This window comes from Vibrio sp. PNB23_22_6, from assembly GCF_052877535.1.
Map to the genome: position 1 here is coordinate 1 of NZ_JBNFXP010000013.1, position 22469 is coordinate 22469.

Sequence of the window (22469 nt, forward strand, 5' to 3'; positions counted from 1 at the left end):
TCCCTGGGAGTATTTAGCAAGGTGTGAGAATAGGAAAAACTCTAAGTTAGAGTGCCACTAATCCAGGGAGGGTTACACCTGTTGACACTCTCCCGTCGAACATATCCTCTATAAGGGAATTGGCTGTTAGTGTCTACACAGCGCCAATAAGTAGCTTCCGAAGTAGTAGGGCTATACACTTATCGATAATTTAGTTTGTTTCATCTATTGCTCTAACCATAATGGGGTTCGTATAGAACATATAGTCACCGTTAATAGGTTGGAAACTACGCCCTCTCAACCTTATAGCCATATCTCCACCCACAGCCAGTACTGGTACCGACATTACTATGCGATGACCGATCTTATAATCTTCTACATCAAATACTTGGCTTGTCACCGTTTCATTCGAGATAACGATTAACTCTACCTGTTCTAATTTTGTTGGCTTTCCTTTCCAGTTAAGTTCATTTAACGTTAGCTCAATATTGACTGTCAGCTTTTCGACGCCACTGATAGGTACTGTCTCTCCCATAATGGCAGGCCTTTCTAGCTTACCGTGCTTCAGCTCAAATTTTAGATCCCTTACGACTTTACCGTGACTAGCAAAAAAAGAGCCTTTACGTAATGCCTCTATTACTCCATTAATTGAATTGTCCCGCGAATAGACCCTAGTTTCTGAAAATTGACAAGGCCAATAATCACCTCTCGTACCATGAAAATCAGAAGGTGCACGTGCCCCCCAAAGTAATTTCCCTTTGCCAAGTAGATTATCCCACACCCCACCAACCTCTGAGACAACAGGGTCCCATCGGTCATGTGTCTTAAATTTATGGAAATACGAACCAATTTTATCACCAGGAACTCGTTGATGGCCTGGAGCTCCGGAAAAGCCTAAAAAAACACTGTTTTCTTTCGCCCAATCCTCCAAATTTCTAAGAGTCTCTTCAAAACTGTCGACTTTGCGGCTAGGGTGATTATAAAAAACTGCAGGTAAAACTGGGTAAGAATCGAAGCTACTTTCAAGCCACTTAAGCCCATCCCTCACAGATGAAAATGGGTTGTTAGGGTTTCTATAGTCATCGAACTGACGTCGAAACTGACTCGCTATCATGGCGGCAGTATGCCCTTCTGGGAACAGCAGCGTCGCATGCTCTCGTCCCTCATACGGAGGTAAATTCCATTCCAAGCCAGAAATAATTGAAAGTGTTGGAAATGCGCGATCGATTGCTTCAATTTCAAGAAAATAGTCTAATGAACCTGCATGTAAATCACCGTCTGAATGATCAGTAATCGCAATAGCATCGCACCCATAGCTCACCGCTTTATTGGCGATTTGTTCTATCGAATGCCCACCATCGGAATGCTTCGTGTGGATATGAGTATCGACAGCCAACCAAACACCATTGGAAGCCCAAGGGATAGTGTCAATTATAGCTAAACTCTTGTTTCTGGATAAATCATCTAAAGAACTGTTTTGATATAAGGTGAGAGCTTGCACTTCTGCTTGTAGTTTCTCTATCGTTTTAGTGTACTCCTCATTTTCAGTACTACCAATGACCTTTTCAAAGTCTGCAGAAGTTATAGAGCGATGCCGATTAACATTCGGAAAAAAAAGGGCTTCGGAATGACTAGCGATAAGAAGGTTTTGTGAGTGAACGGCATTAATTTTACGACTCGAGATAAAATTAGAAAATCTTGCACCAGCGATATCTGCGGCTAAATCAGAAATATCAAAACCAGAACCATCTTGATTAGCATCAAACAACTCTTTTAGTTCGCCCATATTATTAGCAATTGCTTCGCTACCAACTCGTTCAATAATAGCAGAATATAAAAAGTGCAGTGCTAAATCATTTCTGTTATTAAGATATGCTGTCTTTGATGAGAGATTAGATAATTTAGTACCTATTGAATATGTGTCAGCATCTATTAGCTCTGCAAAGCGATGGTTTGCGAATGCCATCGCGACCGCCCACAATGCATACTCATTTTCTTTTCTAGCATCACTAATGCGGCTTCTCTCTTTTGCATGTTGAAATACAACATTAAATATTTCTGATAGAGAAAGCTTTCTTTTGCTCATGATGACATCACTTTCCAACATAAACTCTAAATAGCTACCTATAACATCAGGATCAATTTTATTATTGTATCTTGAACTAAATGATTTTATAAATGAAGATATATCAGACAAACCAGATTTGATATAATTCTTTAGATCACCATTTTTTATCGCTCTTAAGCGTAATGTATTATCTTCTATTTCTATACTTTTTATAAATTGCTCAAAAATATCATTAACACCAGAATCAAATACTATTTTTAAAAAAACACTAACCCCGAATTCAACCAAAGAACCAGGGACATAAATCCCGCCTACCTGACATGAATCGATGGCATTATTACCATCTGGGATGATAAAGCAAGAAACGTTGACATATCGATTATTAATAAAACCGCTTAAATCTAAGGTTCCTAATACTACCGCACCATAATGAGAAACTTTAATCTCAAAATTCATATTAGGTGTAAGATGTGAAGCAGCTTTAAATATAGATGTTAATTTTTCACCACTGATCTCTACTTCTATTTCATCCTCCAAACCAAAGATGACACCGGATACGTATTGATATTTATCCACTGCATCTTTGACCTCTTTTGGATTAATGTAAACATCAGAAACCAATGGTTTTTTAGATAACAAAAAAAACAGCAGCAAAAATAAAACAATCATAACAAACAGAATTAAAACCTTCCATTTATAACGCCTCAACTTGTCCATCTTTGACAATCACCTCATTGTAAACCCAATTTCAACTCTTTATATTTCACCTATTGATTAAAACATCAAAAATCAAATCATGCACTAACAAGGAATAAGTTAGTATTCAACTGAAACTGTAAAATTAGCTCTATTTTCTTTGTATATCGAACTATTGGCATGACGTAAGGACACGTCCCAAAAAATGCTGTTTGAAATCTGATTTTCTAAAGAAACATCGAATATACGGTAATAATTAATCAGAGATTCAGTTGGTTCAGAATCAAATTTATCTATATCAAATTGAAAGCTAGCAGACAATGAAGTCAAATTAGAGATATTGTGCAAAATGGCAAGTTTACTTCCATAAAGCTTACTGTCTCCTACATTATCACTTCCTACATTATCACTGTCAGAGAGTATTAGCCTCTCTTGAGCACGAAGGTCAAAACTAAACGTTGTTCTGCGTGTAATAAACGACGAGTTCATACTCAACTCTTTGACAAGTTGGAATTCCTCTATATTTTCTCCTACAACAAAAAATTGGCGTTCAAATCCTTCAAGTTCTTCACGATAGCTAATGGTGTTAGTCATTCTTTTGTTTATATTAATCAGCGTAAAATCATAGGAATCCCCATAAAACTTTCTTGTGTAATCAAATGCTAAGAATGTTCTTGGGTTAGGATTAAGACTAACAGCCCACCTCCAAAAGTCCCTATCGTTAATCGAAAATTCGTAACCCAATTCAACATAAGATCTCCGATGTAGATAATATCGCACTCCAGGTCCCCAACTCCCAGATTCAACAACTTTATCTTGATTGCCTGTTGTATATCCTTCATAGTACGCGTGAATGAGAGGGCTCACCCCATATACAGTCTGAATTCCAACTTCTTGGTCGATCTCATAGTTATAATAGGATTCTTTTGTATTAGCAGATATGTTTTTTTCGTAAGAATAATCCGTCAACCAAAAATAATCCTTCTCAGACAAACCATTTTGAAAAACTATATTGCTTTCTATAGCATAATAATCACCTATACCATCTTCGTTAGATGTAGCGCTCCCATAAATGGATCCATAAATATCAAAATAACCTCTTGGATTATTCTGATATGAAATTTCTGCGTCTATCGAACGAGTTTCTATCGTGTTACCAGAAATAATATCAGGGTTAGCATTATCTTGAATAGAACGAGCAATATTGGTAATCGTAGCGTTAGTTTCTAACTCTACAGAGTCCTTATATATTTTTCTATTTGCGAAGAGTGAAAGTTCATTAAACAATTTATTTTCACTAGAGTCTTGCAGGTTAAACGTTTGATATACATCGTAGCCAAACAGCAACTCTCCATTATTTCCAATAGATTCAGTGATAACACCGGCGGACCATGTTGATACGAATCCACTGTTTTCATTTGTTGAATCTAAATTTATGTTATCGGAGTAAGTTAATTCGACCGAAGCCGTTGGACTAATCTCTACATTCGCGGAAAATGCATTTTTAACGATGATAGATGATAAAATTAATATTATCCCCTCTAACTTTAGATATTTACAACTAGCCATACCCATAACCGTAACCATATTGACTTAGCTTATAGTTAACAGACTTATTAAGAATAAATCCAATGGCTAACCTGCTATCAAGCTGAGACACCGCCTCTTTGATAGATGAAATTTTCGTTTTGTTGTGTTCGACCACAACCACAACCTGACCGACGAGTTTTGACAACGAGATGGTTTCAATAACACCGAGAAGAGGCGGGCCATCGAACAGCACGATACGATCACTGTAACGGCTTGCTAATTCACTTGCCAATGCCAACATCTTGTCACTGGCCAAAAGTTCGTAGCTCAAATGGTGAGCTTCACCTGAAGGCATTATCCGAAGGTTCTCTACTGAAGTGTTGTAAATAATACTCTCTACATCCGATACATCACCGTTTAAGTAGTCGATTAAACCAGGTCTATTATCAATATTAAGTATTCTGTTAACACTAGGATTTAGCACATCCGCATCAACGAGTAATACTGATTTGTTTTTCTCTAACGAAAGCATCATAGCTAAGTTAACAGCGCAGAAGGTTTTACCTTCATTTGCTGTCGAGCTAGAAACCATGATTAGATTGCCATTCTCATGGCTATTTGCTCCAGAGCCAAATGCATTGCTTACCAATTTATGTTTTATTGCACGAAACTCATCATTAACTCCTTGTTTATTCCCATTACTTCTTACGCAAACCATCCCCTTCTTTTTTAGATCTTCAACATCTATAACGATAATGTCTTTCTTTAAAAATCCAGGTTCATTGATTTCTTTAGTTCGCTCTTCTAAAGATAATTCACCGCTCTCTTCTGATTTTGAGTTGTGCATCCTTTCCCCCAAACGCATTTTATTGTAATAAATAAACTATCGAATCTACCTAATCATGCTATATATTGATGGAACAGTATTGATAACCAGTAACATGAACAACACGCTTAACAACATTAAGGTCATAAAAATAAATACCATTAACCTTTTCTTTTCTGCTGCTAGTAAACCAGAGCACGCTGTAGCCGACACAACACCAAAAACAGGCACTCCTGTCATCTGATAAAGTTGGTTTGGTGAAGTGGCCACTGGATACATCTGGCTCATAATAAACGACACCCCAAAGCCTGCCCCAACGCCAGCGACCAGAACGGCTAATAATAGTAGTAATCGATTTGGGCCAGAAGGTGATGTCGGTATTGAAGGAGGCTCAATGATTTTGAATTTAATGTCTTCCGAAGCATTTCCGACGCTATTAGAAATAGAGGCAGTTTCACCTCGAGACATAAGCTCTAGATACTTTCCTTTAGTGACTTCGTAATTTCTTGTCAGTGATGTAAGCATAGCCTCAACATCTGGCACAATATCAAGCTTACTTTGATACTCGTCTATCTTCGCTTTGTGTTTTTCGACGCGTACTTCTAGCGATGCGATTTCATTGTTAAGTCGGTAAATCGAGATTTTTAAGTCCTGATAGACTAAATTATCATTTAAACTGTTGTCTACGGTGATATTTTTCACCGACTGACTTTTTAACTGTTTTAGCTCTAATAACTGTCGTTTAGTCTCAACGACATCAGGGTGTTTCTGAGTATATCGGAATAGAAGCTCATCTAAACGCATTTCGACAGCCTCAATCCTAGCGTCATACTCAGTCTGAATGGTGAATATTTGGCTCAATGCATTTTGCTTTTCTTCTTCGAGCTGAAGCTTGGCTCTAGCAACACCAGATCTTGCCTCTTTTAGGGCTAATTCTGCTTGTTCTAAATCAGACTTCTCTGATTCAAGATTTGAGTAGTAACTTTGATCACTACCAGGAAGAAGCCCGATATATTCTCGCTTAAAATCTGCCAAGTCTTTTTCTGCTTCGACTAATCGGTTTTCATAATATTCAATCTGGTCATTAATGACATAACGGGCTTGTTCAGCATCAAGTCGTTTATCTCCTAAACTGCTTTCAATAAATACGTTTAGCGCCGCTTGTACTACATTTTTGGCAAAAACTGGGTTTTCACCAGTATAACTGATTGTATATAAATTATTTCTACCCGCAGACCTAATTATTATTCCTGACTTCAAGTCATTTAATAATTCTTCGTATTCTTCTGGAGTAGTTGCCCTAATGTTAGCATCAACTTCATTTCCAATAACTTCGAGATTTCTCGTATTAAGTAATGTCTTTGCCATCAATTCCAATCTCTGGGAAGGATCCGTTTGTATTGCAAGCCCTCGTAGAAGTGGGCCAAGAATAGACTGTGTATCTGCGTAAACTTTTGCCTCTGATGTATACTGATTTGGCAGTAAAGTAACGCCAATCCACCCGATTGGACAAATGATCCAGGCCAAAATGAGAATATACCTTCTTTGCAACCAAATTCCCTGGAGATAGTAAGCCAACAACTTAACTTGTTCTTGCATGTATTGTTCTTCCCTGATTAAAACCACGCCTCTGGAATGATGATAATATCGCCAGGTAAAATATCGACATTCGCCTCTATATCACCGTCTCTCAGTAAGTCATCCATTCTTAAACCGAATTGTTTTTGCTGATTTTTAATCACTCTTATAAGTCGAGCGTTATTTCCGTCGGCAAAATCTGTTAATCCTCCAACCTCAATCATCACGTCAAAGAGCGTCATGTTTTCTTTATAATTGATAGCCTGAGGCTCTAACGCTTCACCCATTACCCGAACCTGCTCGCTGAATGGGCCAACAAAGGTGTCCACCGAGATAGAGACTATTGGATCTCTTATATACACAGATAGTTGGGCTTCAAGCTCTCTAGCGAGGAACGTTGGTGTCTTGCCAGCAACAACAATATCATCGACCAGTTGGGTAGAAATCATGCCATCAGGACGAACCGTATACGTTCCTGATGCCTCTGGATTTCCCCACACCGAAATGGTTAAAGAGTCTCCTGGGCCAATAAGGTAACGATAGTTATTAATGTCCTCAGTCAAGGATGGGTGGATTGTTGCCGTGGGTAACGAAGGTAAATCGTTAGTGGTACAGCCTATCATCAGCCAAACACAACTCAAAACGAATGCTTGTTTAGATTCTCTGTAGAATTGGCAAATTGCACTCATACATGCTTCCTTAGAATTCCTTTTCTCATCCATATCTTTACGTTCCGCTGCCACGTAAACTCAGAGTTCAACGTACCGAATGTTTCGTACTATGACTCCCTTTCCTATTTCCGAATGTACAAAGACATGAAAATCTATAGCTATACAAGAATCTAATATAGAACATGAATTTACACTCTGCACATTAGTTGACAGAAAAAACATGCCCCAAGAAATGCAAAAGTAAAATGTCAGTTACACCCAACATTGTTTTCAGTGGCACCACTCTTTTACCTATTTACATTGTGTAATACTACTCTTCAACATGCTTCCTTAACCTTCTGATTACCAAAATAATTACGGCGAGATTATCCAAATTAAGTAGGACACTACAAACCGCTACATTAAGATCTGAATCCTAATTGTGATTCGTTCATCACGGATTTACTTGAGTCATTAGGCGAACTGTCTTCTACAAGCAAACACTAAACTAAAGTGAAAATAGTCTAATATTGCATTGGATCTAACAACAAAACCCGTCTAAGTTTCATAAGTGTGTGACTCCCAAAATGTATTTAATTTGCTTTAGTGAGTTCTTAATTATGTCAGGGATAGGATATGTCGAGCGCTAAATTTCACGGATTGAATACCAATAATACTTTAATGATAGTTACTGATTTCATGGTGGTTTTTTTCAGTTTCATACTGACAATATTCTGCGCGAAGTTGTTCACGAGTGACTTTTATTTAAGTAATTCTAATATTGATGTTTATGTGCAATTCTTCATCTTTGCTCTGCCTTTACATTTAACGCTGTTAGGTGTTGGTTTATACAACGAAAAACTCAGGGAAACCTTTTATGGCATTCTAATTCGAATATTTGTCGCTGTTTTATTGGCTTATATATTAACCAGACTACTAAGCCATTTATTTATTGCAGACTTTTTCCCTCATTCATTCAATGAGTTATTATCCGTCTTCGCATTTTTTTCGCTGTCGATCTGCCGCTTTATCATGTTAAAGCTAGGGTTGAATCAATTGGTTAAGCGACGCATCCTAATCCTTGGTTCAGGGAAAAGGGCAAGTATCATTGAGCAATGTATGCGCCGTAGCTCCGATCGTATTGGGCTTGATTTTGTCGGTTTTGTCACTGTTGAAGGCGATGCCCAGCAACAGATAAATGACGAACAAGTCATCAAAATCTCAGAACCGATTGATACTTTTGTAAGGCATAAGCAGATTGATGAACTCGTTATTGCAATTGATGAACGTCGAAATAACCTGCCCTTTGAAGAATTGCTTCGCTTAAAACAAGTGGGAGTGCAAATTACCGACATCATTGAATTTGTTGAGCGAGAAACTGGGCAAGTCGCCGTCAACTACCTCAACCCATCTTGGTTTCTTTTCCAGAACCATCGCTCAAAGAACCAATTGAGAACAAACTTGTATTGGTTGTTCAATGGTGCGATCGCGATTTCAATCGCTCTATTAACCCTCCCAGTGATGGCACTTACTGTGGTGGCCATCAAACTAGAAGGCGGGCGACATTTTCCTATCCTGTACTCTCAAGAGCGAGTCGGACTAAACGGCAGACGTTTCTTTATATACAAATTTACGAGCATGCGTACTGACGCAGAAAAAAATGGTGTTCAGTGGGCGCAACAAGATGACCCCCGAGTAACTAAAGTCGGTAAGTTCATTCGGAAATTTCGTATTGATGAACTTCCACAGCTCTACAACGTCATTATCGGTGACATGTACTTCGTTGGTCCGAGGCCAGAGAGACCACAATTTACTCAAGGCTTTAGTAGCTCCATTCCCTATTACAATCAAAGACACAATGTTAAACCAGGTTTAACAGGTTGGGCGCAGCTAAAGTATCCCTATGGCAGCAGTGAAAAGGACGCATTAGAAAAGTTGAAATTCGATCTTTACTACATAAGAAACCGCAACTTTACCTTGGATCTTTTAATTTTATTGAAGACATCCGAGATTATCCTCTTTGGAAAAGGTAGATAGCCGTATGACTGATTTACCAAGCAACGATCACTCTATAGCGCAGTGTGCGATGACCGTCGATGTTGAGGATTATTTTCAAGTAGCAGCCTTTGACAAAGTAATCAAACGTTCAGAATGGGGGACTAAGTACCCTCTACGAATCGAGCGAAGTACGAATAGGATCCTCGAAATTTTCTCAGAACATAATGTAAAGGCAACTTTTTTTATGTTGGGGTGGGTCGCTAATTCATGCCCACAATTGGCTAGAGCAATCACAGAGAACGGGCATGAACTAGCTAGCCATGGCTTCAATCACGAAAGAGCCACCTCTCAGTCCCCAATCGTGTTTAGACAAGATGTTCAACGTAGTAAAGCGTTGCTAGAAGATATAACTGGTGGCCAGATTAAGGGCTATCGAGCACCAAGTTTCTCGATCAACCCACAGAATGAATGGGCATTTAGTGTTTTGGCTGAATTGGGTTTTCTCTACAGCAGTAGTACTTACCCAGTTAAACACGACCATTATGGCGCGCCAGATTGGCCGAAATTGAAGTATCGTCGGCCTGAGGGAATTTACGAAATTCCCATACCGACGTTACATAAATTCAATCGCAGCGTCCCAATTGGCGGGGGTGGTTTTTTCAGACTCTACCCCTACGATTTGAGTAAAGTGTTGATTAACCGTTTTATTCGCGAGACTGGTTTGCCTTATAGCTTTTATTTTCACCCTTGGGAAATCGATCACCAGCAACCTCGCATCGCTGGGATAACCCTGAAATCTCAATTTCGCCACTATCTGAATCTTAATCGAATGGAAGCTCGTATTCAGCACCTATTAACGGATTTTTCATGGAATACGATGAGCCATGTTTTCCAACTGGATGGACTAACGGATGACTCAAAATCTACAAATCAGAAAAATGACTCAACAAGATATGTTGGCCTGGGATAAGTACGTTGACCATCATCAAGACGGTACGTTTTTTCACCTTACCGGTTGGTACACAGTCATACACTCTGTTTTCAAACATAAACCACAATACCTGCTCGCGGAACGCGACCACAACATCGTGGGTGTGTTGCCTCTTTTTGAGCAGAAAAGTGCGATTTTTGGCCACGCGCTGATATCGACACCTTTTTGTGTCTATGGTGGCGTGCTCGCTGACTCTGATGCCATTCGACATAAACTCGAAAAATCAGCACTTGAGCTTGGCGCGTCTTTAAATGTCGACTATGTAGAGCTACGCGATAAAACGCCCCGTGAATCAGAAGGGCCTTGGGTGGCACATTGCCAACACGCAACGTTTTCATCCGTACTTAGTGATTCTCCCGATCAAATCCTAACTGACATTAAGCGAAAGCAAAGAGCGGTCATTCGCCACTCGCTTAAAAACAACCTGAAATGGGATAACAAAGACGACACGTCGTGCTGCTACGATGTGTATGCTCAAAGCGTTCACAACCTTGGCACTCCCGTCTTCAACAAAAAGCTTTTCGATTCACTAAAAGAAACGTTCGCTGAGCGATGCGAGACACTTGTTATCCATAATGATAAAGATACTCCAGTATCGAGTGTGCTCAGTTTCTACTACAAAGATACAGTACTTCCCTATTACGGAGGCGGTACTCACGATGCTCGAGATTTAAAGAGCAATGATTATATGTACTATCAACTTATGTGCATCGCTAAGGACAAGGGCATGACACAGTTTGACTTCGGTCGAAGCAAAAAAGATTCAGGCTCCTACCAGTACAAAAAACACTGGGGTATGCAGGAGAATAATCTTCACTATCGTATTGCACTAATCAAAGCCAAAAACTTACCGAACCTGTCACCAAACAACCCTAAATATCGGATACTAATAGGGTTATGGAAGAAAATGCCGTTAAGCCTTTCTCGTCAAATAGGGCCCCAACTTTCCAAATATTTAGGCTAGAACATGAAAGAACCGCTACTGTACTTGTGTCATCGTATTCCGTATCCCCCGAACAAGGGGGACAAAATCACGACATTCAATGTTCTGAAGTTCTTGAACAAACACTATGACGTATATGTGGGCTGCTTTATCGATGACCCAAACGACAAACAGTACACTGACAACGTTGCTAAGTTGTGCAAAGAATGTTTTTTTGTCGACCTCAATCCTACCCTAGCCAAAATAAAAGGATTAACTGCATTTGGTCGGGGTGAACCGATCACCTTACCCTATTACCGCAGTTCTAAAATGCAGAGCTGGGTTAATCAAACCATCGCAGAGCACAGCATCACTAAAGCTTTTATATACTCAGGCTGCATGGCGCAATATGTACTCAGGCCCGAATCACCAACCTTATATAAAGTGATGCAGTTTGCGGATATTGATTCTGATAAGTGGCGTCAATATGCATGTTCCTCAAACGGGGTCATGAGCAAAATATACATGCGTGAATACCAGGCTCTCGAAGGGTATGAAAAATACGTTGCAGATAAATTCGAGGTTAGTTGCTTTATCTCGGATGCAGAAGCTTCTCTTTTTAAGGAAATGGTGGACGACCATATTCAACCAAAAATTAAAACCTTAAGTAATGGTATCGACAGTGAATACTTCTCACCGTCAGCTATCGCGAACCTAAATGAAGGTTTTTCCGTTCAAGATGACAACTATATTGTCTTTACCGGCGCAATGGATTATCGACCTAACATCGAGACCGTAACGTGGTTTACTCATCATGTTTGGTCTGAAGTCATTAAACAGTGCCCAGATAGCAAGTTTTATATTGTCGGTTCCTCCCCCCCTAAACAGGTATTGGAACTGTCCGCATTTTCTGGCGTTATAGTCACTGGTCGTGTCGATGATGTTAGACCTTACCTCGCACATGCTAAAGCGGCTGTCGCTCCTATGCAGATGGCTAGAGGAATCCAGAATAAAATTTTAGAAGCGATGGCAATGGAAAGGCCTGTACTTACGTCAAACCGTGGTATCGAAGGATTGGAAGGGTGCCCTAATGAAAACCTGTATGTCACCGATTCAGAACAAAATATGAGAGCATGGGTGATCAATAAGTTAGAGAGCCCTCCCCTTAACGCCACTGATTCTAGAGTGTGGTTAGAGCAAAATTACAGCTGGGAAGCAAAACTGACCCCTTTGCTGCATTATTTGGGAGCTCGCGGTGATTAAGCTACCCATATATCGCTTTATTCTCCCCCTTATCACTTGGGCTTTTGTTTACCATGAGTCTATAGAAAGCATGGTCACGGTATGGTCGCAATCTAAAACTTATGAACATGGCTTTATTATTGTTCCAATCTCTCTATGGCTCACTTGGCGTAAAAGAGACCAGATCAAGCAAACCCCGTTGGGGAGCAGCTGGATCCCTGTCGTTCTCTTTATATTCCCGACACTGTGCTGGATGTTCGGAAAGGCGGCAGATGTCGCGCTGCTTGAGCATATTGCCGCTATTTTCAGCTTGCAGCTAATACTTTGGGCGTTACTAGGGACTCCCCTAACGAAGATCCTGTTTTTCCCAATATTTTATCTAATTTTCTGTATTCCTTTTGGTGAGGAGCTCGTTCCTTATCTTCAGGTCATTACCGCTGATATCACCGTGTTTGCCCTACAACTCTCAAATATTCCTGTTTATCGTGAAGGGTTATTCCTCGAGATACCTAATGGCCAGTTTGAAGTGGCCGAAGCGTGTTCAGGAATACGATTCCTAATATCTAGCCTCGCACTCGGGACCTTATTCGCTTACCTCAGCTTCAATAAATGGTGGAAGATACTCATTTTTGTCGGGTTCTCGTTTATTTTTCCGATTATCGCAAATGGCATCCGAGCTTACGGCATTGTGCTCATCGGCTACTTAAGTGACATGAAGTATGCCACTGGCGCGGATCACTTAGTTTACGGGTGGGTCTTCTTCGCTTTCGTCATCGGCATCATCTTCTATATCTCTGATAAGTTTGCCGACAACCCGCGATCTTCGGCTACGTCACAGAAACCGAACCATGTGATTCGAACGCCGGCCAAAACATTGACTATGTCGATATGCTTTACCGCCGTTTTGTTCCTACAATTCAAATGGGAAGCGTCTTTACAAAAAACCGACCAGCAAGCCGTCTCTCCAATTCGTTTACCTGACCAGATAACTGAAGTTCATTCGTCAGTGTGGGGGATCTCTTTCCCGCAGGCACTAACAGTAACGAGGGGCGTCACGCCTGACGGTCGAGTTGAATACTTTTCAGCAAGATATTCCATCCGTCAGAAGCATGGGGAATTAATTAGCTCAGTTAATCACCTCTATGACCAGAATAAATGGGCGCTGAACTCAAACTCGAAACACGTCATTTCACCACAGGTTATTGATGCCTTTAATGCAACGCAACTCACTATCGCTAATCATTACGGCGAGTCAATGAAAGTCCTTTACTGGTATTGCATCGATAATGTCTGTTCGAGTAACCCACTAGAAATAAAACTAATCAAAGCAACGAAATTGATGACTGAACGGTCGGGCACAGCAGATATATTGGCGTTGGCAAGTTTCGATTTGACAGACGAACAACTTCAAGCACTCGCGAAGGCATGGATGGCCAACGGAGACTACTAACAGGGAATCATGTTATGTGTGGAATATCCGGAATATTTAATCTTGAGACCAATGCAGCGATTGACGAGAGCCTATTAAAGCATATCAATCGAGTGCAATCTCACCGAGGGCCTGATGATGAAGGTTACTTCATTGATAGCGACGTTGGGTTAGGTCATCGTAGATTATCAATCATTGACCTCAGTAGTGGACAGCAGCCTATTTTCAATGAAGATCAATCCGTTTGCGTTGTCTTTAACGGCGAGATTTACAACTTCGAATCATTAGTTGCTGAGCTGTCATGTCTTGGCCATCGCTTCTCTACTCATAGTGATACTGAAGTCATTGTTCATGCTTGGGAAGAATGGGGAGTCAAATGTCTTGAACGCTTTCGCGGGATGTTTGCGTTTGCACTGTGGGACAGGAACAAAAAGCGACTTTTTTTAGCGAGAGATAGGCTCGGCAAAAAGCCTCTTTACTACACCAAAACCACATCAGGCCAATTCATTTTTGGTTCTGAGCTCAAGGTATTACTCGCCCATCCAGACGTCGACACAAGGTTACGCGAGCAGATGGCAGAAGAGTTCTTTATGTATGGCTACATACCTGAGCCATTCAGCGCATACAAAAACGTTTATAAGCTCAACGCCGGCCACTATATGCTGTTAGAGCCTTGCACAAAAATCCAACAAACTCGTTACTGGGATCTACCCGTGCCCACCAAAACTCATTCATGGGAAGATGTTCAAACCGAACTGATCGAGCGGCTAAATGAGTCTGTCAGAATTCGCCTGCTCTCCGATGTACCTTTGGGGGCTTTTCTGTCCGGTGGCGTGGATTCAAGTGCTATCACTGCCCTGATGGCTGGCCTGCAAGAAACCCCGGTCAACACGTGTGCAATAGGCTTTAATGAACGTGACTATGACGAAAGTGACTATGCCAACCAAATAGCCGTGAGGTACCAGACCAACCACATAAGCCAAATCGTCTCCTCAAACGATTACCATTTAATAGACAGGCTCAGTACCATTTATGATGAACCTTTTGCCGATAGCTCAGCACTCCCTACCTACCAAGTGTGCCAACTGGCACGGCAAAACGTAAAAGTTGCTTTATCCGGCGATGGCGGTGATGAAGTCTTCGCTGGCTACCGACGTCAAAGAATGCATTTAACCGAACAGCGTCTTAGAGATAAAATCCCCCTACATTTACGCAAATCTCTATTTGGTGGCTTAGCAAGCGTCTACCCTAAAGCCGACTGGGCTCCCAAGCCACTACGAGCAAAAACCACATTACAATCACTGGCGATGAATACGGTCGAGGCATACGCCAACACCATGTCAAAACTGCGAGCAGAACAAAGGCATCAACTTTTTCATCCCGATTATTTGCGTCGCCTCAATGGCTACTCCGGTTTAGAGATCATGCGACAGCATGCTAAGGCGGCACCAACCGATGATCCGTTAAAGCAGATCCAATATTTAGACATCAAAACTTGGCTTCCAGGAGACATATTAACCAAGGTGGATAGAGCCAGCATGGCGCATTCGTTGGAAGTTCGTTCGCCGCTACTCGACCATGTCTTTGTGGAATGGGCATTCTCAATTAAGAGTACGGACAATATCCGAGGCACCGAAGGAAAATACGCCTTCAAGAAAGCGCTTGAACCCTATGTGGACTCAAACATTCTCTACCGCCCAAAAATGGGATTTAGCATTCCTATCGCCGAGTGGTTTAGAGGACCGTTAAAGCACAGCCTCAGCTCAACCATACTTTCTGAAAATATGCTCGACAGTGGTTTTTTTTCTGCCGACACGCTTAAAAAAATGATTAATGAGCATATCGAAGGAAAGAGTAATCACGCCGACGCCCTTTGGTGCCTGCTGATGTTTGCAAAGTTTATGAATAGGCAGTAGTGATAAATGAAGATATTGACAGTAACAACCTTATTCCCTTACGCCAATAACCCAAAGCATGGTGTGTTTATCGAAACTCGGCTACGTCATTTAAAGCAGCATTTTCCTGACGTTGAAATAAAGGTTATCGCTCCGATTCCTTGGTTTCCATTTCGCCAGCCAATGTTTGGTGCGTATGCTTCTTATGCCAATGCTCCACTGCATGAAAATCGTTTTGGGATGGATGTCTACCACCCTCGTTACGTTGTCGTGCCTAAAATTGGAATGACACTCACTCCACATACACTCGCTAATACAATATATAAAAAAGCAGCGGAACTTATCCAGCAAGGCTTTGATTTTGACATAATTGATGGCCACTACTTCTATCCAGATGGGGTGGCCATATCACAAGCTGCAGAAAAACTGGGTAAACCCTTTACAGTCACAGCTCGAGGGACGGATATCAACCTTATTCCAGAATTCACAAAGCCTAAAAAAGATATCCAGGCGGTCCTTAAACGTAGCGATCACAACATGGCGGTTTGTGAAGCGTTAAGGAAGGAGATGATAACGCTGGGAGCGGAACCTAACTCGGTAACCACACTGAGAAATGGTGTGGATCTAGAGCTATTTTCCTATGTGGACGAGTTAAAACAAACCGCACTAAGAGCAGAGCTCAATCTGCCGCAGGATAAACCTATCATCATTTCTGTCGGTCATCTTATTGAACGCAAAGGCCATCACTTCGTTATCGAGTCATTACGACAGCTGCCCAGCGTCTTGCTTCTTATCGCTGGCAATGGACCAGACGAAAATCAACTCAAACAACAGGTCATAAAAAATCAGCTGCAAGATCGCGTCATTTTCCTCGGTAGTCTTAGTCAAAGTGAGCTTGCGAACTACTACGGAGCAGCTAACGCGCTTGTCTTGGCATCAAGCCGTGAAGGGTGGGCGAACGTTCTATTAGAGTCCATGGCCTGTGGAACCCCTGTCGTGGCAACAAATATCTGGGGGACACCGGAAGTGGTTCAAAATATACAGGCCGGTGTCCTTGTTGACAGAGATTCGAACTCGATCGCTCAAGGCGTACAGCATCTGCTAGAAAATCCCCCACAGCGAAATCACACTCGTCTTTACGCAGAACAGTTTGATTGGTTCACCACTTCTCAAGGGCAATACGATGTATTCTCTTCACTTCTAGAAAGACAGTTTGAAGCCCAACGGAATGACGGCGGGGTCCAATATGAATAAGTCGCCTAGCAAGGATGGAGATGCTACATCCCAGGAAGTAAGGACCGTTCAGATACTTAGAGGGCTCGCTGCACTGATTGTTATGATCGGTCATACTGTTGGGAAATTGAAGCATGAATACTCGCAGGAGGCAATGCCAGACCTCTTTCTATCTATATGGAAGGTCAGTGCACTCGGTGTGGACGTATTTTTCATTCTAAGTGGTATTGTCATGGTACTGGTTACACGAGATTCTCAGAATAAAAGTAATGACATAAAATGCTTTGTCATTAAAAGAGTGTTCAGGATTTACCCAATCTATTGGCTTGCTTTTATCGCTTACCTGTCTTTGTTGTCACTGAGTAACATGCTCAACACACAACCTCTACTAGGGCATGTAGAGCTACAGCCTTTAATAACTTCTCTCCTTCTGTTACCGACAACGAATAATGGTAGTTACTATCCTTATCTAGGCATCGCTTGGACACTCGTGTTCGAAATGTTTTTTTACATGGTCTATGCTGCGTTATTAACTTTAAAAATCCAAAGCAGGTTACTGACCCTAAACATTATTTTTGTCTTCCTTGCGCTCACTAATTTTGTCTTATCCTCTACTTTTAGTAGTGCATATATACACTACTACACAAACCCAATAATTTTGGAGTTCATTGCGGGTTGCTGGATCGGCTACCTTTATAAAAAGGGGGTACTTTTAGGCAAAACTCTCGCTATTCCTCTTGCTATCATAGCCCTGATTTTACTCAGTCTGTCATCTCATTTAGAAGCACCTTACGTGTCTTTCTATAACCTAAATCCATGGCGTTTTATAATATGGGGGATGCCATCAATAATGCTCGTTTACGCGATTGTTTCGTCCGAGCACTTATTCCAAGCAAACGCTTTTAGACCAATGGTTGCGTTAGGTAACGCCTCATACTCACTTTACCTGTTTCATGCGGCACTTTTCCTTCCAGTACTTGGCGTTATTTTTTCCACGTTAGATGTGTATGCTTACATAGACGTTTATACCTCTACGGCCGTTCTTTCCATTCTCTGCATAGCAGGCTCATACTTAATTTACTCACTCATTGAACGCCCTTTAGCTTCAATACTCAAAAGAAGGATGTTGTGTAATGAAGATACTTTATCACCACAGAATCGCGTCTAAAGATGGCCAGTATGTCCATGTGGAAGAAATCATTAATGCCCTTGAAAGCCTTGGTCATCAAATTATTGTCGTTGGTCCAAATGTCTCCGAGGAGGCGGAGTTTGGCAGCGACGGTGGATGGGTATCAAAGCTAAGAAGTGTATTACCGAAAGCGTGCTCGGAAGTGTTGGAGTTTGGCTATGCGTTTTATGTCTTTTTCAAGTTGCTACTTGCTGCTATTAAGCACCGCCCCGATGCTATTTATGAACGCTATAACTTATTTTTGCCAGCTGGAATTTGGGTCAAGAAACTCCTTCGCCTTAAGCTCATTCTGGAAGTGAACTCCCCTCTTTACGACGAACGAAAGCAATACGGAGGCATCACACTAAAACCGCTGGCAAAATGGAGTGAGGTGTATACGTGGCGTAATGCCGATCATGTGTGCCCTGTTACCCATGTGCTCGCTCGCTATATCCTGCAAGTGGGCGTTCCAGCAGACCAAATTACGGTGATCCCCAATGGCATTGACCCTCAAAAGTTCTATCCAACCACTCAGCATGATCGAAATCGTAAATTTGAAAATCAGCTAACCATCGGCTTTGTTGGCTTTTGCCGGGAGTGGCATCAGCTAGATAAATTACTATCCTTGATAGCAGAGCCTGAAAATAACCATTTAATGCTACTTGTCGTGGGTGACGGCCCCGCTGCTGCAACGCTACAGCAACAAGCCCAACAGTTAGGCATTGAAGACCGTTTTCACGTCACTGGTTTAATAGAGAGAAACGATATGCCAGGTTGGCTAGACCAAATTGACATCGCTCTTCAACCTGCTGCAACACCATGGTCATCACCACTTAAGCTCATCGAGTACTTAGCAAAAGGGAAAGCCATTGTCGCACCCAATACCGAAAACATTAGAGAGCTTTTATGTGATAACAAAAACGCGCTTCTGTACGACATGAGCTCACCTGATGACATTTTAGTATGCGTGAAACGAATTCTCGCCGATGAAACCCTGCGGAAACAACTGCAGCTTGAAGCAACAAAAACCATTCAAGATAAGAAGCTGACCTGGCTGAACAATGCGAAACGTATCGAACATATATTTTCAGATATAACGTCTAAGGTATCGATACCGTTTAAGGAAACCGAGTAACGCAAGGAACTGCATGTGAACAAACTGGATAAAAGACTCCACATCGCTTTTTTGATTAATGATATAACAGCTCTTGGTGGTACAGAAAGGATGTGTACTATGATATCAAATGAACTCTTCGCCGCCGGGTTTGATGTGACGATCATCAGTCACCATGAATCAAAAACAACACCTTTTTTCTTTCTCAATGAATCGGTGAAAAGAGAACAGCTGTTCGATGCATCGAAGTCGTCCCTTCACCATCTCACGCTGCCTTTCGCTATTTCTCGCATGATCTCACAACTTAAGCCTGACCTTATTATCAGCTGTGACACACAAATGTGCCTGTATTCATCGATACCACTGCTGCGCAAAAATCACGTAGCTTGGGAACACTTCAACTCTGGAATTAGCACCAGATTTGGTAGTCGTTGGTTTGGCCGTCGACTTGCCTCGCTCTTGTGCAAAAAAATCATTGTGCTAACAGCAACGGATAAAAGACATTGGATAAATACGCTTCAAACCAACCCTGACAAAGTGGTCGTTATTCCTAATCCCCTACCCATTGAACGACCTAAGAATTGGAACCACTCGGAGAGGAAGAACATCGTATTGGCAGTAGGACGAATGACCGCTCAAAAGGGATTTGATTTACTCATTAGAGCTTGGGCCCAAATCGAACGAGAATCAAAGAAAAACTGGACACTAAGAATCGTGGGACCCACTGGGAGTGCGAAACCTGAGCTCGAAAAACTTATACGTGAATACCAGCTGGAACAGAGTGTCGAGCTTGTTGCTGAGTCCACTCACATCGAGAATGAGTATCAACAAGCAGCGATGTATGTGCTGAGTTCACGCTATGAAGGATTCGGGCTGACCTTGATAGAAGCGATGGGCCAAGGGCTTCCCGTTATTGCGTTCAATTGTCCGATGGGGCCTTCAGAAATCATTGCCGACAAATATGGCAAATTACTGCCAGAGCATAATATTGAACAACTAGCAGAGTGTATTAACAGCTTCTTGCTCAGTCCTCAACTTCGTGATGAATATGGCAAACTTGCCTACACACGTTCAGAGGAATACACACCTATCAATATCATCAACAAATGGACATCGATGATCCACCAACTATGAAGGCCTGCAACTATGAGTAAAGTGACAAAAAAAATCCGAATTAATGTGCTCGCTTATAATGAAGCAGATTTCATCGAGCGCTGTCTCAACTCTATCGATCAGTCTTTGTTCGCGCTGAGTAACATGGATGCAGAGGTCAACATCATCTGCAATGGATGTCGTGACGATACATACCCAGTAACTCAACGATACTGCCAAAATAAGGACGGTTGGCAAAGCTTCGACATCCCGCTAGGAGACAAGGCGAACGCCTGGAACTATGCAATCGAATTAGGCAACGATACCCCGCTCATGACTATTTTCATTGATGGAGACTGCACGATTACACCAGGTTCACTCATCAGTATCATGCAGTCATATGATGCTCACCCCGATTGCTACATCATCGCAGGCATACCAAAGACTCAAGGAAGAACGACAGATCACATCATCACAAATACACTAAAAGGAGAAGCGCTAAGCGGAGCGTTCTACGCTGTTACTCCGCTTTTTGTCGAGAAGTTGCAAAAGTTAGACTTTAGGCTACCTGTTGGGTTAATTGGTGATGACAGCCTTTTAGCTTGGGCCGCCAGCCATGATTTTAGACTATCCAATGGTTTTTCCTATGGCTTCATGCGCGGATGTGAAGGTGCCGAATTTTATTATCATCGGCTAACACCAACCAGTTTAAAGAATATTTATCTCTATATTAGGCGATTACATCGCTATAGCCTTAGACACCTCCAACAAAGTGCCATACGAGAACATCTGAACCATTATGACAGCTTCGAATCTTTGCCAGACTCGATTGATAGTATTTACAGTAACATCAAATTCGATCACTTAAGGTTAAAGTCACCAAACAGTGTTTTCGACATGATTAACTATTTTAAAATTAAAAACTCCGCATCAATAGCTACTTAAATCATTACCTAAAAGACGAGTACGCCAAATCTCACTATGGTTTCAAACACAGAAGTTAAAATGGGACATCATCATGAATAGTCACTCTTCCGATAGAAGTAACCAAGAAACTTATGTTGTAATCATCAGCGGAAACTCTCTTGGATTGGAAAATGATTCATTAGTACTTCAGTCTGCTCTAAAAAAAGCGTACCCCTGCATTTCCTCAAAAGTACTCTTGGGAAAGAAAAGTTTCTTAAACAAGGCATTGAGTATCGCCAGTCTCTTTCTAGAGAGAACACGTGGTAAGGTGTTGGTGTTTATTCATATGGAAGAAATTCAGGCTAAATTGCTCTGGCTTGCAACACAAAATTACTTGATTCCTAATCAAGACTGGTTCCGCCCCCACACAGAGAAAACAACCTTAAGAAACGAAAAAATTGTGTTACTTTGCAAAACCAGAGACGCACTCCAAGCTTTTTCAGATATTAAAAATAGAACGCATTACTTAGGGTTTAGCTCTTTAGACCGTTATCAGTCTCACTCCCAAAAAAGTTTTAGCCGATATTTGCATCTCGCCGGAAAAAGCGAGAAAAAGGGAACATTATCTGTGATTAATTCGTGGAAAAGGCATCCTGAGTGGCCAAAACTGACTTTGCAAACCACCGTCGTTGCTCACATAGAATCAGCGAAAGACGTGAAGAATATTGACCTGATCACAACCAATCAAACTGGGGATGATTTACTCAGCTTGATGAACAGTCACGGCGTTCATATCTGTGTATCCGAAATGGAAGGCTTTGGTCACTATATCGTTGAAGCTCTCTCAACTGGTGCCGTCGTTGTCACAACAGATGGCGCACCTATGAATGAAATTGTCACACCCAACTGCGGCTTTCTGGTCAGTTGCGTCGAAGCAAATCATCAATATAGAGCGAAAGGATTCAAAATCAATGAGCCAGAATTTGAGAGTATCATCACTTCAATCACCAGAATGCCACACCACAAGCTAATGACAATATCGAAATGCAGCCGAAATAGATATCTTGAAATTACATCAACATTCGAGGGAAACGTTAAAGCTCATTTTGATCAATACATTCTTTCAAACAAATAAAGGATAGAGATAGAGAT

The 22469-nt window shown here is 41.5% G+C and carries 17 protein-coding genes; 12 read left to right on the plus strand and 5 right to left on the minus strand.

Annotated features, from left to right (window positions below; genetic code table 11):
* Nucleotides 1-190: 190 nt before the first annotated feature.
* The 5 genes from ACVA54_RS11650 to ACVA54_RS11670 all read right to left on the minus strand — a co-directional run bounded on the left by ACVA54_RS11650 (nt 191) and on the right by ACVA54_RS11670 (nt 7366).
* Nucleotides 191-2764, minus strand: a complete 2574-nt coding sequence (locus ACVA54_RS11650) for a PHP domain-containing protein (protein ID WP_446642385.1) — start codon at nt 2762-2764, stop codon at nt 191-193.
* A 99-nt stretch (nt 2765-2863) separates the two neighbouring features.
* Nucleotides 2864-4318 (minus strand): hypothetical protein, encoded by a 1455-nt coding sequence (locus tag ACVA54_RS11655; protein WP_446608970.1) that lies wholly within the window; start codon nt 4316-4318, stop codon nt 2864-2866.
* Nucleotides 4305-5120 carry an XrtA-associated tyrosine autokinase gene (locus tag ACVA54_RS11660; protein WP_099079377.1) on the minus strand — a complete coding sequence of 272 codons (816 nt, stop codon included), beginning with the start codon at nt 5118-5120 and terminating at the stop codon, nt 4305-4307. The genes ACVA54_RS11655 and ACVA54_RS11660 overlap by 14 nt, the downstream gene beginning before the upstream one ends.
* 45 nt (nt 5121-5165) lie before the next feature.
* Entirely contained in the window at nt 5166-6698 is a 1533-nt protein-coding gene (locus ACVA54_RS11665; protein WP_446580738.1) for an XrtA system polysaccharide chain length determinant, read from the minus strand.
* Between the two features lie 17 nt (nt 6699-6715).
* Nucleotides 6716-7366: an XrtA/PEP-CTERM system exopolysaccharide export protein gene (locus ACVA54_RS11670; protein WP_099079379.1), complete on the minus strand. Its 651-nt coding sequence runs from the start codon at nt 7364-7366 to the stop codon at nt 6716-6718.
* 597 nt (nt 7367-7963) lie between these two features.
* Here ACVA54_RS11670 and ACVA54_RS11675 point away from each other — a divergent pair.
* The 12 genes from ACVA54_RS11675 (at nt 7964) to ACVA54_RS11730 (ending at nt 22452) form a co-directional block, all read left to right on the plus strand.
* Nucleotides 7964-9364 (plus strand): TIGR03013 family XrtA/PEP-CTERM system glycosyltransferase, encoded by a 1401-nt coding sequence (locus ACVA54_RS11675; RefSeq protein WP_446580739.1) that lies wholly within the window; start codon nt 7964-7966, stop codon nt 9362-9364.
* A 4-nt stretch (nt 9365-9368) separates the two neighbouring features.
* Nucleotides 9369-10295 (plus strand): XrtA system polysaccharide deacetylase, encoded by a 927-nt coding sequence (locus ACVA54_RS11680; RefSeq protein ID WP_099079381.1) that lies wholly within the window; start codon nt 9369-9371, stop codon nt 10293-10295.
* The gene (locus ACVA54_RS11685; protein ID WP_099079382.1) at nt 10237-11280 is read left to right on the plus strand and encodes a FemAB family XrtA/PEP-CTERM system-associated protein; all 1044 of its coding nucleotides are present in this window, start codon (nt 10237-10239) and stop codon (nt 11278-11280) included. The genes ACVA54_RS11680 and ACVA54_RS11685 overlap by 59 nt, the downstream gene beginning before the upstream one ends.
* Before the next feature lie 3 nt (nt 11281-11283).
* Nucleotides 11284-12501, plus strand: coding sequence for a TIGR03087 family PEP-CTERM/XrtA system glycosyltransferase (locus ACVA54_RS11690; protein ID WP_446580741.1), 1218 nt, complete (start codon nt 11284-11286; stop codon nt 12499-12501).
* Nucleotides 12494-13930: an exosortase A gene (gene xrtA, locus ACVA54_RS11695; protein WP_099079384.1), complete on the plus strand. Its 1437-nt coding sequence runs from the start codon at nt 12494-12496 to the stop codon at nt 13928-13930. The genes ACVA54_RS11690 and xrtA overlap by 8 nt, the downstream gene beginning before the upstream one ends.
* Nucleotides 13931-13944: 14 nt before the next feature.
* Nucleotides 13945-15825, plus strand: a complete 1881-nt coding sequence (locus ACVA54_RS11700; protein ID WP_099079385.1) for an XrtA/PEP-CTERM system amidotransferase — start codon at nt 13945-13947, stop codon at nt 15823-15825.
* Nucleotides 15826-15831: 6 nt separating this feature from the next.
* The gene (locus ACVA54_RS11705) at nt 15832-17058 is read left to right on the plus strand and encodes a glycosyltransferase family 4 protein (RefSeq protein ID WP_119464462.1); all 1227 of its coding nucleotides are present in this window, start codon (nt 15832-15834) and stop codon (nt 17056-17058) included.
* On the plus strand, nt 17051-18205 hold the full coding sequence (locus tag ACVA54_RS11710) for an acyltransferase family protein (protein WP_446608967.1): 1155 nt from the start codon (nt 17051-17053) through the stop codon (nt 18203-18205). Before ACVA54_RS11705 ends, ACVA54_RS11710 begins: the two co-directional genes overlap by 8 nt.
* On the plus strand, nt 18171-19340 hold the full coding sequence (locus ACVA54_RS11715) for a glycosyltransferase (protein ID WP_099079387.1): 1170 nt from the start codon (nt 18171-18173) through the stop codon (nt 19338-19340). The genes ACVA54_RS11710 and ACVA54_RS11715 overlap by 35 nt, the downstream gene beginning before the upstream one ends.
* A 15-nt stretch (nt 19341-19355) precedes the next feature.
* Nucleotides 19356-20453, plus strand: a complete 1098-nt coding sequence (locus ACVA54_RS11720; RefSeq protein ID WP_119464460.1) for a glycosyltransferase family 4 protein — start codon at nt 19356-19358, stop codon at nt 20451-20453.
* 12 nt (nt 20454-20465) lie between these two features.
* On the plus strand, nt 20466-21356 hold the full coding sequence (locus tag ACVA54_RS11725; RefSeq protein WP_099079389.1) for a glycosyltransferase family A protein: 891 nt from the start codon (nt 20466-20468) through the stop codon (nt 21354-21356).
* Between the two features lie 73 nt (nt 21357-21429).
* The gene (locus ACVA54_RS11730; protein ID WP_099079390.1) at nt 21430-22452 is read left to right on the plus strand and encodes a glycosyltransferase; all 1023 of its coding nucleotides are present in this window, start codon (nt 21430-21432) and stop codon (nt 22450-22452) included.
* Nucleotides 22453-22469 lie beyond the last annotated feature (17 nt).